Origin of the sequence: Neobacillus sp. CF12, from assembly GCF_030348765.1 — a bacterium.
Classification (GTDB): domain Bacteria; phylum Bacillota; class Bacilli; order Bacillales; family Cytobacillaceae; genus Neobacillus.
The window spans coordinates 5,998,968-6,014,405 of sequence record NZ_JAUCEU010000007.1; the positions used below are offsets into that span (position 1 = coordinate 5,998,968).

Consider the following 15,438-nt stretch of genomic DNA (forward strand, 5'->3'; position numbering starts at 1 on the left):
GATGCAGAAATTCGTTTACTTGTTTCATGAAGGAAATGGAAATATGAAGGAAACGCTTGGAGGAAAAGGGGCAAATCTAGCGGAAATGACGCGGATTGGCTTGCCAGTTCCATTTGGTTTTACCATTTCGACTCAAGCTTGTAATGCCTATTACGATGCAGGAAAAATGATTCCAACGATTGTTGAAAGCCAAGTATTAGGTGCATTAACCAACCTTGAAGAAAAAATGGGTAAAAAACTCGGTGATGCCGAAAATCCGTTACTCGTTTCCGTACGTTCAGGTTCTGTCTTTTCGATGCCAGGAATGATGGATACGGTTTTAAACCTGGGTATGAATGATAAAACGGTTGTGGGCATGGGGAACTTAACCAATAATCCTCGTTTTGCTTATGATTCGTACCGCCGTTTTATTCAAATGTTTAGTAATGTTGTCCTAGATATCAATACGTTTCACTTTGAACAATTGTTAGAAGAAACTCGTGAGCAAAAGGGTTATCATGCCGACCCGGAAATGACGGCTGAAGACTGGAAAGAAGTTATTGAAGGATACAAAGGAATTGTCAAAAAGCATACGAGAAAAGACTTTCCACAGGATCCGAAGGAACAACTCTTTCTTGCTATTAATGCTGTGTTCGATTCTTGGAATAATCAGCGCGCCATCGTCTACCGCCGTTTAAATAAAATTCCTGATCACCTTGGGACGGCTGTGAATATTCAAAGCATGGTGTTTGGAAATATGGGCAATGATTCCGGAACAGGGGTGGCTTTTACAAGAAATCCTTCTACTGGTGAACATGTTCTTTACGGAGAGTATTTAATCAATGCACAGGGTGAAGATGTAGTTGCTGGAATTCGGACGCCACAGCCAATTCAAACCTTAAAGGACGAAATGCCAGCTGTTTATAAGCAATTCGCTGAAACATGCAAACGTTTGGAGCAACATTATCAAGAAATGCAAGATATTGAATTTACCGTAGAACGTGGTCAATTATTTATTCTGCAAACTCGTCATGGAAAGCGTACTGCCCAAGCGGCAATTCGGATTGCAGTAGAAATGGTCGAAGAAGGAATCATTGATAAAAAGACTGCCTTGCTTCGTGTCGACCCAGACCAATTAAACCAACTTCTACATCGTCGAATCGATGATAAATATGTGCGTACGTTATTGGCAAAAGGATTGCCAGCATCACCAGGGGCGGCAACTGGTCAAGTTGTGTTTGATGCAGATGAAGCAGAGGAATTAGGGAATGCTGGCAAAAAAGTCATTCTCGTTCGTCCAGAAACCACGCCTGATGATATTCACGGTATTGTTGCTGCACAAGCCATCGTAACAAGTCGCGGCGGTATGACAAGCCATGCAGCAGTAGTAGCCCGTGGTATGGGGAAAGCGTGTATCTGCGGTTGTGACGCCCTGAAAATTGATGTAAAAGCTAAACAATTTACGGTTGAAGAGAAGGTTATCAAGTATGGTGATGTGATTACTATTGATGGTTCTACCGGTGAAATCATGTTGGGAGAAATTCCAATGATTGAGCCACAGCTTTCTGAGGAGTTCCAGTTATTACTTGCCTGGGCAGATCAAGAGAGAAAAATTGGAGTTCGAGCGAATGCCGATAATCCAGAGGATGCACAAAAAGCCTTTGAATTTGGGGCCGGTGGGATTGGATTGTGCCGTACTGAGCACATGTTCATGGATGTAAAACGGATACCTATCGTTCAAAAAATGATCCTAGCGGAAAGCTTTGGCGAACGTATGGAAGCCCTTGACGAGTTACTTCCGATGCAACAAGGTGATTTTGAAGGAATCTTTGAAGCGATGCAAGGATTCCCAGTTACCATTCGCCTATTAGATCCGCCATTACATGAATTTTTACCAGATAAGGAAGAGTTATTGGTTGAAGTAACGAAGTTGCAAATTCTAGATCCTACTTCTCCTGAGTTGAAAAAGAAAGAACTACTGTTGAAAAAGGTCCGCCAATTAGATGAATACAATCCAATGCTCGGTCATCGCGGCTGTCGCCTTGGTATGGTATATCCGGAGATTTATGAAATGCAAGCAAAAGCAATATTTTATGCTGCTGCTAAGCTTGCCGACAAAGGAATGGAAGTTCAGCCTGAAATCATGATTCCACTCGTTGGTCATGTCAATGAGTTAAAACAAATGCGTCAGCTTGTCATTGATGCCGCTGAAAAAGTGCAAGAAGAAACAGGAAAGCAATTTGAATATACGATTGGAACGATGATTGAAATTCCACGTGCAGCGATTACCGCTGACCAAATTGCACAAGAAGCAGATTTCTTCTCGTTTGGTACGAACGATTTAACACAAACAACTTTCGGATATAGCCGTGATGATGCAGAAGGAAAGTTCCTTCAAAACTATATCGAAAATAAAGTTCTAGCTGAAAATCCTTTTGCTGTCCTTGATCAAGACGGTGTTGGTAGATTAGTAGAAATGGGAGTAAAACTTGGCCGTGAAGCAAAGCCAACATTAAAAACAGGTATTTGTGGGGAGCATGGCGGGGAAAAAACGTCCATTGATTTCTGCTACAAAACTGGGCTTGATTATGTAAGTTGCTCACCGTACCGTGTCCCACTAGCGAGATTGGCGGCAGCACAAGCAACAATTCGTCATGAATCAAATAAGAAGGAAGTTTATACGACCGCATAATTCTCTTATCGTGAAGAAACAATAAAGATAATAAACCAGTGAAATAGACCATTAAGAGACCAAATCACATAGTAGATTTGGTCTCTTTTTCCTTTTAATGAGTAGCCTTTGATCCAACAAGAATAAGATTAGCAGATGTTGCTTAACAACTTTTTTTGTTTAACAAACAGGATCAGGTCAGTCAAAGGCTGAAATTTTTCTAAATTTGCCTACCCTTAACATTTTGTTTAACTAGGAAAATTCGAATATAATTAAAAAATTGGAACGTGGGATTGTGTTAGATTTTTAAGTACATAGAGGGAAGGAAAAACGAAAATTTAAAATATTTATGAAAGCAGGAGATTAAATTGAGTGCCAACATTAAGCAAAAACCCAATATACTAAAAATGGTTACACGAGCAATATTGGTTATTATTGGGGCATTTATTACAGCATACGGACTAGAAACCGTATTAATCCCCAATAACGTATCAGACGGTGGTGTGACAGGACTGAGTATCGTTGGTTCAAATTTATTTGGTTTACCTTTAGGACTGCTAATTGCGGTCCTGAATATCCCATTCGTATTTTTAGGTTATAAACAAATTGGGACAAGTTTTGCGATTTATTCGGTTATTGGTATTGCTTCGCTAGCAATAGGAACGCTCCTTATGCACCATTTAACACCCATTATTGTAGGAGATACTTTGTTAATAACAGTTGTTGGTGGAATCATCATCGGTTTTGGAATGGGGTTGGCATTACGAAATGGCGGCGCATTAGATGGAATTGATATGTTAGCCGTATTACTTTCTCGTAAATTACCTTTTGGAACAAGTGACCTCATTTTGTTTTTAAATATGTTCGTCTTTATCGTTGTGTCAACAGTCTTCGGTCTTCAAGGAGCCATTCTTTCGGCAATTGCATACTACATTGCCTCTAAGGTAATACATATCGTGGAAGAAGGTTTAAGTGGTTCTAAAACCTTTAAAATTATTACCAATGAACCAGAATTAATGGTAGAGAGGATTCGTGAGAACTTAGGACGTGGGGCGACTTATAATGTAGTGGAAGGCGGTTATACAAACGAAAAATTCAAGGAAATCAATTGTGTGATTAACCGTTTAGAAGAAAGCAAAATGAAAGAAATCATTAACGAAATTGATGAAAATGCCTTTGTTATCGTTTATGACGTAGCAGAAGTTAAAGGTGGTAACTTCAAGAAGCATGATATTCATTGAGGTTAAGCGGGCAGGTAAATAAAGAAAGAGATGTTAAAACGACAGCTCATTGCTGTCGTTTTTATAATGATAGAAGCAATTGAAAAAATATTTGCTATTGAATTGATACTGTCATAAAAACATGCATCCATGCATTTACCTAAATAAGGGGGTGTGATATGCGCTACTTAAAGCGAATGACATCAGGTATTTGGGGGAATAAATGTCCAGGTGATTTAGCTGTCACATTGGACTATTATTCCAAGACAACACGTCTTGTCATGGGTGCTCTGCTAGGATCAGTTGCCGTAATTCTGCAATCTGTCGGCATTTTCACTGGTCTAGGATATATTTTAAGTATGTTGACAACTGGTCCTATTGTCCTAGCCTGTCTTCTGTCCACTAGAATCGGAGTGATGACTTATTTCGTTACGATTTTCCTCTTAACCACGGTCCAGCCAAGTGAACTATTGGTGTTTCCTTTTACAACAGGTTTGTTAGGCTTGAGTATCGGATTTGGTCTAAAGTATTTAAAGAGACACATTTTCATCAATTTATTTGCATCAGTTTGTTTATCTATGGGTATTTGTATTTTACTCTATGGAATAGGTTTTCCCATCCTTGGTCCTTCTGTATCATCGGAATTTAATATATTTATCTTCCTTGCAACCTTTACCTTTTCGATAGTATACAGCCGGATTTGGATGAGAGTAAGTATTTTGGCTATTAACGTGATTCATAAGGCAATCATTCGTGGAACCCCTATTAAGAAGTAGGGGGTTTTCTTGTAGGAATCATAATTGGGTTGTAAAATTACAATGAAACACAAATTTAGGTATTTATATGAATTGATAAAATTATGGAGGCATTCATATGTCAATAGTGGAATTACAGAGAGTATACAAGGGAACATGAGAATACTGCCGATACTAGAACTGAGCGTGTCGAACATGGGCCAGTAAAATTGGAGCAGATAATTATCATCCTACTGCAATTGAATTTGTTATAAACAAGAGACACCAAATGAATTAATTTGGATGCTTTCTCTCCTATTTTATAAAAGTTCATTACTTTTATTCATTATGGAACAATCTCAAAAACCGTACCTTGGTTAAAATCTGCCACCTTCATCGACCCATTAACCCCCAAATATAGTCTGTTTGATCCAGATTACATCCTAAAGTAACGTAATAAGCTGATTGAGTTCCATAATCATAATCGATGTTAATCACCCTAAAATCATTTTGTTTACCATCTGATCTTACACTGGTGTAAGCTAATGACCCTCTAACTTGAGGTTGTGATTCTTTCCGTGCAATATCCGTAAACACAACGCTTCCTGTTAAACCAGGGATTGTATTCCCCATATAAGGCTGGACTCCAGTAAGTGCCGTTCCACTAAACTTATCGGGTCGTGGGTCATTATGAAAATAACTCGTTAAAGGCTGTAGACGACTCCCTGAGAGTGTCACTGCTTCATTGTAAAAAGCAATTGTTTTCTCATCCGAAGTTGGATTTGAAGAACAGCCTCTTATCACTGGAGTAGGAAAAGCACCTTCCCACCCGCGCCAGCCAAAATTAATAAATCCTTCTAGGTTAAGCATAGTATTCATTAAAGAAGCTTGAGTAAGCTGTGTCACCGGTATTGATTTATATTGAGTGAATGAAAAGATTGACTCTACCAAATCCTGTCCGACATTCCCTACATACTTGATATACTGTTGGTAAAACCTTTGAAATGAAATGCCGGGTATGTTACGAACACCTTTGGCGATTACCGTCAGAGTTTCCTGAATGGGAAATGGAAGTTCATTAAAACGTGTGACTATGGGTGGATTATTGATAAATGAATTCTTAAGTACATCGATTTCAAGTATTTTACCAGCGATTTCCATATCATCCTGGCTTAAATTAAAGGGGTCAAAGCCTGAGCCTCCATCTCCCGTTGTTAATACAAGTTTTCCTGATTCAGGTGAGAAGTTTAAACTATTGAAACCATTATGATTTGAAAATGGTCTTCGTAAGTTAAGTAATGTCCTTCGTTTTTGAGGTTGACCATTCGATTGTAAAATCCATTCTTCTACTGTATCAATATGATCATATTGAGCCTCTCTATTCACCCACCGTAGATTTAAGGTATTTGGGTCACATGGATTAGGTTTAAAAGGATCAGGCCCGGCACCTGGACCTTGTGTTCCAGCTACTGAATAATGAAGATAAAACAACCCGTTATAGTAAAAATCAGGATGAAACGCTAGTCCTAGCAATCCCCGTTCATCATAACCACCAGAAGCACCTAATTTTATGACGTGTGGGCGAATATCTAAAAAAGTCCTCACCACTCCGTTTCCTATGTAAAAGATCTCCCCTACCTGGGTTGCAATAAATAATCTTTCCATAGAGTCACCTGGAAGAATAGCTGTTTTTAAGACAGTAGGTAAATTTATCCTACTTACAACGGGTCGCAAACGAACGTTAACCACCTTACATTTCACCCCTTCTACTTGATTTTTCCTATAAGAATATGACTAAAACTTTTCTATTAGTACCAAGTAGGAGGTGACAGGCACCATTTATGCAAAAACCGCTGTTTATGCAGGGTATTTTGCATATTTTCCTAATTTGTTTTTAGATTTTTTCTTTATTTTTTCGATATTTTTAAGAATTGTATGATATCGTTCAATTAGTGTTATGGAAAATTTGCGAAAGTGGTGTGTTTGGAGGTGAAGTATGTCCATTAAAATGAGGTTTCTGTTGTCTTATGTGGGGGTAATTGTTTTTTCAATCTCTTTGTTTTTAGCCGCTGGTTATTTACTTCTTTTTACCATAACCGGCGATGTAAATTCGATAGCGAACTTCTATAAGAAATCTTATTTACAAAAACCTTTGTCTCCTGTTGAGGAAAGTGTATTTCTTGATTTAAAACTTTTGGCGAAAAATAACTCGGAGCAGCTATTAAATATAGAACAACTGAAGAAGATTGAACAGCAAGATATTAAAATTGTTGTTAGAAAAGATAACAACATTGAGTACGCAACTTCCACGTTAGACCAGCAGGCATTGGTTACGTCATTACCTAAGTTTGAAGAAACGAATATAAACACGAGGGATTCCATTAAAATCAATGATTTCTATTTCACGTATGTGAAGTTTGATTTTTATTTTTTAGACAAAAGCAAAGGAAGTATTTTTGTATTAAGGAAGGTAAGTTCGAATGCGCAATTGATTCAAGAGCTGTTTCCCATTTTATTAGGGCTTTTACTGCTTCTGTTTATTATGATTATTGGATTATTAAACTATTTAGTGTCAAGAAGTATCATCAAGCCAATCTCCATTCTAAAAGAGGGTGCAGAACGGATTAAATCGGGCGATTTACATTTTGAAATCAAAACAACCTCCAATGATGAAATCGGACAATTAAATCGAACGTTTGAGGAAATGCGACTTAAACTAAAGGAGTCGATCACCCTCCAGCTTCAATATGAGGTAAATCGTAAAGAACTACTTTCAAATATTTCACATGATTTAAAAACCCCAATTACTTCTATAATCGGTTATGTTGAAGGAATAAAAGACGGTGTAGCAAATACCCAAGAGAAAATGGAGAAGTATTTAACCACCATTCATGGGAAAGCAAGGGATATGGATTCATTGATCGATGAACTTTTTTTATTTTCAAAACTAGATTTAAAGAAAGAGTCATTCACTTTTGAAACGACGGAACTGGTTGAATACATGAAAGATTTTGTAGAAAAGCTTCATCTAGATTTAGTACAAAAAGGGATACAGCTTTACCATCAACCAATGAATAAATCGATATTCGTGACTGCTGACCGTGAGAAGTTAAAACGTGTTTTAGTAAATCTCATAAACAATTGTGTTAAGTATATGAATAAAGATGATAAGTATATTTCTATACATCTGCATGAAGGACCTTTTGATGTTGTTGTAGAAGTGACGGATAATGGCTATGGAATAGAACCTTCAGCGTTACCATACATTTTTAATCGCTTTTACCGGGCAGAAAAGTCTAGGAATTCCCGGACTGGTGGAAGTGGATTAGGGCTAGCCATTTCCAAACACATCATTGAAGAGCACGAAGGAGAGATTTGGGCAACGAGCGAAAAAGGCAAAGGTACGAGTGTTTTCTTTTCTTTGAAGAAAGGTGTGTAAAGATGAAAAAGATATTATTGGTCGAAGATGAAATAAGTATCGCGGAATTACAAAGAGATTATTTAGAGATTAATCAATTTCATGTAGATGTTGAACATTCTGGTGATTCAGGACTCCAAATGGCACTTGAAAATGATTATGATTTAATTATATTAGACATCATGCTCCCAGGAGTCAATGGGTTTGATATATGCAAACAAGTACGTCAAGTTAAAAATATCCCGATTCTGTTTGTTTCCGCAAAGAAAGAAGATATCGATAAAATTCGAGGTCTCGGTTTGGGAGCAGATGATTATATTACCAAGCCATTTAGTCCAAGTGAGTTGGTAGCTAGAGTGAAAGCGCATATAGAGCGATATGAACGACTATCGGGAAGTCAAACAAAATCGAATATGATTAAGGTTAAAGAGATTACGATTGATAAGTCAGCACGAAAAGTTTATCTTAGCGGGGCGGAGACATCGTTCACAACAAAGGAATTTGATTTGTTGGTATTTCTTGTGAATCACCCGAATCAAGTCTTGAACAAAGAACAGCTTTATGAACATATTTGGGGCTATGAAATGGCAGCAGATGTGTCAACTGTGACCGTCCATATCAGAAAAATACGCGGGAAAATTGAAAAGGATCCTGCCCATCCGAAATATTTGGAAACGGTTTGGGGAGCAGGCTATCGATTCAATGTTTAACATAAATAATATAAATACAATCCGTCACATAAGTGATCTGACCCAATAAAGTTAGACAAATATTTTTATGCAACTTTTAAGACTTGAGTTCGGTATTCCACCGGACTCAAGTCTTTTAATTTTGCCTTCATTCGTTTGTGATTGTAATAGTGAATATAATCAGCTAATTCCTGTTCAAAATGCTCTATACTATCAAATTCCTGTAAATAAAGGAGTTCAGACTTTAATAAGCCAAAGAAATTTTCCATGACTGCATTATCCAAACAGTTTCCTTTTCGAGACATACTCTGTTTTATTTGGTGCCGTTCTAGTGATTTTTGATATTGTCTCATTTGATAATGCCAACCCTGATCTGAATGAAGAATTACTTGGTCTCCTGGCTGAAGACGTTCAATCGCTTGGTCTAACATGTCACCTACTAATTTATATACAGGACGGTTCATAACACTATAAGCAATGATTTCCCCATTACACAAATCCAGTACAGGAGAGAGGTAACGCTTCTCACCGAACAGGTGGAATTCTGTTACATCGGTAACCCATTTTTCATTCATTGTTTCGGCAGTGAAATCGCGATTTAAAACGTTTGGAGCGGTTTTGCCTACATTTCCTTTATAAGATTTGAACTTCTTCATACGTACCATACATTTTAAACCCATATCATTCATTAAACCATTAATCGTTTTGGGATCATGACGGAAACCTCTTTTTTCTAACTCTTTCGTGATTCGACGGTACCCATAACGACCTTTATGTTCATGGAAAATCCCTGTTATCGCTTCTTTTACCCTCTCATACTTATCAACCTTATTTAATCGTTTTTCCCACCAATAATACGTAGCACGTGAAATGTCAGCGACTTCAACTAAATCCACGACCTTATACTTATCCTTTAGTTCAAAAATTACTTGCGCTTTGGTTTTGTTTGTAATTTTTCCTGCATCTGAACTAAAGCATTCAACTTTTTTAAGTAGGCAATCTCCATTTCTAAACGTTCGACTTTCGTTTGTAATGCCTCCACTGTTTCTTCATCTGGTCTTGGTTTCTGTGTTTCTGGTTTATTTGTATCTTTCTTCAAGGATGGACGCCCCTTTTTCTTTGATTCTAGGGCATTAATTCCACCTTGTTCAAACTGTAGTTGCCATTTTCGAACCATTGCGTGTGTGGGAAGATTGAATATGGCAGCAGTTTCACGGTAGGATGTACCCATCTCATTTATATAATTAAGTACATCCATTTTAAACTTCGTTGAATAGCTTGTATAGGATTTTATAAAGGCACTTTCTCCATGATGCTCAAATAGGCGAACCCATGCGCTGAAAATACTTTGGTGAACACCAATACCTCTCGCAATTTCCCTTATTGATTCATTCCCATACTTATACCTTAAAACACTATGGATCTTTTCCTCCACTGTAAATTTAGCCATAAAAAAACACCCCGTAAATGTTAGAATGGTGTCTAACATTTACGGGGCAGATCATAAGGTGGCGGATATTTTTTTATAAACATGAAGAAATTTTCTGAAAAAGTTTATCTTTTTTTAAGAAATTCTTTCGAGGGAGTTTAAAATTACGTATTAACATAAATGTAAGGTCAAATTTATAAGGGAGGATAGCAAATAGAAAATACCGATATGGTGGTGAAAATCATGTGGAGGCGCCTGATGATAGTCATTGGAACTATATTCATTCTTCATGGATGTGTCTCAGTTAATGATGGAAATCCAAATATACAGGAGAATGAGATAAAAGTAGGGATTGATGTGGAGGAACAACTGATTAAAGCAGCAAAAGGCAAAGAGGCGGATACCGTAAGAAGATTGATTGAGGAAGGTGTCGATATTAATACAAAGGACTCTGAAGGGCGAACTTCCACCATGATTGCGACATACAACAACGACGCAGAGACTGCAAAAATACTTATTGACGCGGGGGCAGACGTCAACATCCAGGATGATATGGAAAATAACCCCTTCCTGTATGCCGGTGCTGAAGGGTATGTTGAAATTCTAAAACTTACAATTAAAGCCGGTGCCGACCCATCTATAACGAACCGGTATGGAGGAACTGCTTTAATTCCTGCCTCAGAACATGGATATGTAGATGTTATTAAGGAACTTATTACGAATACTGATATCGATATTAATCATATAAATGATCTCGGCTGGACAGCTTTACTAGAGGCTATTATTTTGAATAATGGTGATGAAAAACAGCAGCAAACAGTACAATTGCTAATCGATTATGGGGCAGATGTCAATATTCCCGATCATAATAATGTAACACCTTTACAGCATGCACGAGATAAAGGTTTAAAGGAGATTGAAAATATTTTGTTAAAAGCAGGTGCAAAATAACTTGGTCGTGTAAAGACTTAATCAGGAAACAAAACCATGTAATTGACACCAAAATAAAGAAATGAGGGGACAACAAAATGAAAAAAAAAGCAAAAAGTTTACCATCTATACTACTTGGGTTAACTTTAGTAATATCGGGATGCAGTACAATCACACAAGCACAAACAAATGATCAGAAGCAAGAACAAACTGAAAAAGAGGGAAGTAAACAAAATAAGGAAACCAAAGGACAGGAATTGGCTAATATTCTAAGTAGCACAAATTGGCAAGGCACAAAAGTATATGATAAGGATAAAACTGACTTAACAAAAGAAAACGCAAACTTTATTGGTCTTGCGAAATACGACGATGAAACCGCGAGATATGAATTTTTTGATAAAACGACAAAAAAGAGTCGCGGTGACAAAGGAACGTTCTTTATCACTAATGATGGAAAACTTAGAGTATTAATTTCTGAATCAATGGGATACCAAGCAGTTGTTGAAATAACAGAACTAAATAAAGATATGTTTACCTATAAAAGAATGGGAAAAGATGTGAATGGTAACGATGTAGAGGTATTCGTTGATCATATTCCTTATAAAGAAACAGAACTTGCCTTTACGGACCCAGATAAGACATTGGAAACAAAAACTGGAGAAATTGTTACAGACAAAGATGGAGATAAAATTTTATCATACACGCTATGGCAAGGAACTGTGGCATTAGATGAAAACGGCAATGATGTGTCAGCCTATAATACAAATTTCTTGGGTCTAGCCAAATACGATTTTAAGACAAATAAATATGAGTTTTTTGATGCGAAAACGGGTAAAAGCCGTGGTGATTACGGTTATTACGATGTTGTTCATGGAAATAAGATAAGAGCCCATGTTTCAGTAGGAATGAAGTATGGTGCAGTTCTTGAACTTACAGAGCTGAATGAAAATAAATTTACTTATAAAAGAATTGGTAAAGATAAAGAGGGTAAAAACATAACGATAACTGTTGAACATATTCCATATAAAGGTGATTTTAAGCTAAAATTCACTAAATTTTAAACAAGACCTAATATACAGCAAAAAAGGGAATGGATTTATCCAATCCCTTTTTTGTTTGAAAAATTTAGGAACCATTTCAAAAACAGTACCTTGGTTAAAATCACTCACCTTCATCGATCCATAAACCCCTAAATATAGTCTGGTTTGATCCAAAATAATTTCCAAACTAACATAATACGCGGCTCGAGATCAAAAATCTCCTACGAGAATATAATTAGACCAGTTTTCTTAGTGCCAAATGGGGACGGAGAATTAGGGATACTGGGAAAGTAGTGTTTTGTTTTTGGGAGATAAACCACAGCATAATGGTAAATACTAAAAAAAATTAAAAAAAGGGGATTATCATGGGAGCTATTGAACGAAACGGATTTCGCTTTGTACCAGAATACAGTGTCAGCCACCAAAATGGGGCGATTCATGTCTATAACAAAGACCGCTTAATTGAAGAAATTAAATTTCAGTTTTCAGGAGAATTTCCCGAACTTGATCAAATAGAAGACTTAGTGGATCAATACTGTAACCAGCGTCAAATTTAGAAACCGAATACTAGTTCGGTTTCTTGTTTTTTGATATACTAGAATTACCAAATACTAGTTGAGGAGGGAGAAAGTTGAGTAAATTAACCGCCATTTACCCTCAAGCAATTGAACATACGAAGATTAAAGTAATGGAAGATATGAACCACTATTTAGAGACAAAAGAAAGTCTGCCTTATTTTGAGCAATATTTAACTGAACGTGGACATTATCTTGAACAAATATGGATTAATGTATGGTTAAATAAAGTCACCAATGATGTACCAAAGAATGAGAAAAAGGAGTTTTTACGGGAAAAAGGGTTTGAAGTGCAAGGAGTGGACCGCAAGATTATCAATAAGCTTTTTCGGGATGAAATGAGAGACTTTCAGCCCTTTCATGTGCAGGAATGGACCAGAGAAACTTTCGCCGGAAAAGAAGAAGAATGGGAACAAAGATATCACAAAGCGAAAGCAGATTTTATTAAAAGACAAGAAGCCAACCGCCTGGCCGAATTGCGTCATATTCTTTCAGAAAAAATTGAAGAAATGGCAGCGGATATGCTTGAAAAAGATTATGCTGACCTTTATCTCTATGTTCGTTATTTTACAGCCAAACAGGTAGCTGCGGATATAAAGAACAATGTGAAATTTAAAAATGTAGATACCTTTGCGCTTGAAGAAAAATTAGTGGATGAAGGTCATTTTAATCCTGATTCTTATATAACGGTGGCAAAATTTTTTGAGGAATTGACTGGTGATATTCATAAGACGGTTCACTGGGGACGGAGTTTGTATGAATATCAAACCTATTTTTTTGTCTATGAAAGCCTAATTTCTGACTACTTATCAGAGTTAATCCCTCAAAGGGTTTTGGAACAACTCCCACAGGAGATGAAGGGGAATTTTCAAGAAGCCTTCGGTGAAAAACTGACTACTTCCTACATAAAGGGGAGTATGACGCAGCTTTTGTATGAGGTGGAAGATTATTTTATTGAAGATATTCAAGAGGAATACCTCTCAGACTTATTAAAAATTGCTGGGATACCATTTGATCATACCGTTCATCAGCAAATTTTTGAAAAAGACTTCGCTGAAAGAGAACGTAAGAAAGCAGAGGAAGAGGCAGAATTACAACGAAAAAGAGAAGAAGAAGAACGAATGATGGAGGATATTTTTGGTCAGGAATACAATCCATCGTTTGGAAGAAGGGTTCGGTATGTTCTGCATATCGGAGAAACCAACACTGGGAAAACGCACCATGCCCTCGAGCAAATGAAAGAAGCGAGTAGTGGTTTATATCTTGCCCCTTTGCGGCTATTAGCGCTGGAGGTTTATGAAAAGTTAAATGCAGAGGGAACACCATGCTCGTTAAAAACGGGTGAAGAAGAAAAAATTGTACCAGGTGCAAACCATTTTTCATGTACGGTGGAAATGTTTCATGAAAAGGAAAGCTATGACATCGTCGTCATTGACGAGGCACAAATGATTACGGATAAGGACCGTGGCTTCTCATGGTATAAAGCGATAACAAAAGCAAATGCAAGAGAAGTACATATTATCGGGAGTAGAAACTCAAAACCCATGCTTTTGCAGTTGTTGGGAGATTCGGACATTATCAACCACGAATACAGCAGGGATACACCTTTAGAAGTGGAATCAAAAGAATTTCATATTAAACATGTGAAAAAAGGGGATGCACTGATTTGTTTTTCAAGAAGGCGAGTGCTTGAAACTGCTTCTAGGCTCCAAAGTGATGGGCATTCTGTCAGTATGATTTACGGCAGTATGCCGCCAGAAACCAGGAAAAAACAAATTGAGCAATTTAACAATGGAAAAACAAAGGTCATAGTAGCGACCGATGCCATTGGAATGGGCTTGAATTTGCCTATTCGCAGGATTGTGTTCTTAGAAAATGAGAAATTTGATGGAACAAGAAGGCGGTTATTAACCTCTCAAGAAGTGAAACAAATTGCCGGGCGTGCCGGTCGTAAAGGGATTTATGATGTGGGAAAGGTCGCATTCACCAAGGACATTCGGCTGATGAGGAGATTGCTTAATCAAGAGGATGAACCAGTTCATACGTTTGCAATCGCCCCAACGAACACGGTGTTTGAACGTTTCCAACGGTATTATCGTGATTTAGGAACATTCTTTGAACTTTGGGGGAAATTTAATAGCCCGCCGGGAACGAAGAAAGCTTCCTTGACTGAGGAACGTTCACTATACAACCTGATTGCTGGGACGGAAATAGAAGCACGCTTACCTTTAATGGATTTATATGGGTTTTTGCATCTTCCTTTTTCTAAAAATGAACCTGCATTAACCAGACAATGGGAGGATACGATGTATGCGATTATCCAGGGTACTCCTCTTCCGGAACCGCCATACAAAGAACGAAGTTTAGAGGATCTCGAGTTGGCTTATAAAGCACTCGGCTTGCATCTACTCTTTCTGTATCGATTAGGAGAGCGGACAGAGGCGATTTATTGGGAGCGGCTACGTGAGGAAATGAGTGACAAGGTTCAAGATAAATTAAAAACAGATATCAAAAAGTTCGTGAAAAAATGTAAAAACTGTGGAAAGAACCTTGCTTGGGATCACTCGTTTCCAACATGTGATGCCTGCCATAGTGCAAAGTATAGAAGAACTCGATATGGAGAAGATTTTTAACGGTATGATTTATAATCATACCGTGTTTTTGCGCTATAAAGAAAAATAATTACTTTTTAGAGTAAAGTGTTGTTGCGTTTTAGAGTAACATCGCTTACTATATAAAGTAAGGGGGTGGTA

Annotated in this window: 10 protein-coding genes and 1 pseudogene; 9 read left to right on the forward strand and 2 right to left on the reverse strand. The window is 37.5% G+C overall.

Features of this window, described 5'->3' with window-relative positions:
• The first annotated feature begins 1 nt into the window (after position 1).
• The 3 genes from ppdK to QUG14_RS29080 all read left to right on the forward strand — a co-directional run bounded on the left by ppdK (position 2) and on the right by QUG14_RS29080 (position 4,646).
• Positions 2-2,671 carry a pyruvate, phosphate dikinase gene (ppdK, locus tag QUG14_RS29070; RefSeq protein ID WP_289343912.1) on the forward strand — a complete coding sequence of 890 codons (2,670 nt, stop codon included), beginning with the start codon at positions 2-4 and terminating at the stop codon, positions 2,669-2,671.
• 386 nt (positions 2,672-3,057) lie between these two features.
• Positions 3,058-3,891 carry a YitT family protein gene (locus tag QUG14_RS29075; protein ID WP_483310820.1) on the forward strand — a complete coding sequence of 278 codons (834 nt, stop codon included), beginning with the start codon at positions 3,058-3,060 and terminating at the stop codon, positions 3,889-3,891.
• A 158-nt stretch (positions 3,892-4,049) separates the two neighbouring features.
• Positions 4,050-4,646: a YybS family protein gene (locus tag QUG14_RS29080; RefSeq protein ID WP_289343914.1), complete on the forward strand. Its 597-nt coding sequence runs from the start codon at positions 4,050-4,052 to the stop codon at positions 4,644-4,646.
• A 304-nt stretch (positions 4,647-4,950) separates the two neighbouring features.
• Here the strand turns inward: QUG14_RS29080 and QUG14_RS29085 are convergent.
• Positions 4,951-6,353 (reverse strand): annotated as a pseudogene (locus QUG14_RS29085) (PQQ-dependent sugar dehydrogenase).
• Positions 6,354-6,600: 247 nt separating this feature from the next.
• Between QUG14_RS29085 and QUG14_RS29090 the strand changes: the two are divergent.
• Both QUG14_RS29090 and QUG14_RS29095 read left to right on the forward strand, forming a co-directional pair.
• Complete coding sequence (locus tag QUG14_RS29090) at positions 6,601-8,043, forward strand: sensor histidine kinase (RefSeq protein WP_289343915.1); 1,443 nt, start codon at positions 6,601-6,603, stop codon at positions 8,041-8,043.
• Positions 8,044-8,045: 2 nt separating this feature from the next.
• Positions 8,046-8,732, forward strand: coding sequence for a response regulator transcription factor (locus QUG14_RS29095; RefSeq protein WP_289343916.1), 687 nt, complete (start codon positions 8,046-8,048; stop codon positions 8,730-8,732).
• 65 nt (positions 8,733-8,797) lie between these two features.
• On the opposite strand, the gene QUG14_RS29100 is transcribed toward QUG14_RS29095, so the two are convergent.
• Positions 8,798-10,161, reverse strand: a protein-coding gene (locus tag QUG14_RS29100; protein WP_289343356.1) for an IS3 family transposase whose coding sequence is annotated in 2 segments (ribosomal slippage) — positions 8,798-9,702 and positions 9,702-10,161 — 1,365 coding nt in all. Because the reading frame shifts where the segments join, the coding sequence is not laid out codon by codon here.
• Positions 10,162-10,383: 222 nt separating this feature from the next.
• On the opposite strand from QUG14_RS29100, the gene QUG14_RS29105 reads away from it, so the two are divergent.
• The 4 genes from QUG14_RS29105 to QUG14_RS29120 all read left to right on the forward strand — a co-directional run bounded on the left by QUG14_RS29105 (position 10,384) and on the right by QUG14_RS29120 (position 15,318).
• Positions 10,384-11,091, forward strand: a complete 708-nt coding sequence (locus tag QUG14_RS29105) for an ankyrin repeat domain-containing protein (protein ID WP_483310783.1) — start codon at positions 10,384-10,386, stop codon at positions 11,089-11,091.
• Positions 11,092-11,168: 77 nt separating this feature from the next.
• The gene (locus QUG14_RS29110; RefSeq protein ID WP_289343918.1) at positions 11,169-12,131 is read left to right on the forward strand and encodes a DUF4822 domain-containing protein; all 963 of its coding nucleotides are present in this window, start codon (positions 11,169-11,171) and stop codon (positions 12,129-12,131) included.
• 344 nt (positions 12,132-12,475) lie between these two features.
• A complete protein-coding gene (locus QUG14_RS29115; protein ID WP_289343919.1) occupies positions 12,476-12,667 on the forward strand; it encodes a YbxH family protein in 192 nt (63 codons plus the stop codon).
• A 74-nt stretch (positions 12,668-12,741) separates the two neighbouring features.
• Positions 12,742-15,318: a DEAD/DEAH box helicase gene (locus QUG14_RS29120; protein ID WP_289343920.1), complete on the forward strand. Its 2,577-nt coding sequence runs from the start codon at positions 12,742-12,744 to the stop codon at positions 15,316-15,318.
• Positions 15,319-15,438: the final 120 nt, after the last annotated feature.

Coding starts and splice junctions, on each gene's coding strand:
- ppdK (WP_289343912.1), top strand. CDS start 2: ATGCAGAAATTCGTTTACTTGTTTCATGAAGGAAATGGAAATATGAAG.
- QUG14_RS29075 (WP_483310820.1), top strand. CDS start 3,058: ATGGTTACACGAGCAATATTGGTTATTATTGGGGCATTTATTACAGCA.
- QUG14_RS29080 (WP_289343914.1), top strand. CDS start 4,050: ATGCGCTACTTAAAGCGAATGACATCAGGTATTTGGGGGAATAAATGT.
- QUG14_RS29090 (WP_289343915.1), top strand. CDS start 6,601: ATGTCCATTAAAATGAGGTTTCTGTTGTCTTATGTGGGGGTAATTGTT.
- QUG14_RS29095 (WP_289343916.1), top strand. CDS start 8,046: ATGAAAAAGATATTATTGGTCGAAGATGAAATAAGTATCGCGGAATTA.
- QUG14_RS29105 (WP_483310783.1), top strand. CDS start 10,384: ATGTGGAGGCGCCTGATGATAGTCATTGGAACTATATTCATTCTTCAT.
- QUG14_RS29110 (WP_289343918.1), top strand. CDS start 11,169: ATGAAAAAAAAAGCAAAAAGTTTACCATCTATACTACTTGGGTTAACT.
- QUG14_RS29115 (WP_289343919.1), top strand. CDS start 12,476: ATGGGAGCTATTGAACGAAACGGATTTCGCTTTGTACCAGAATACAGT.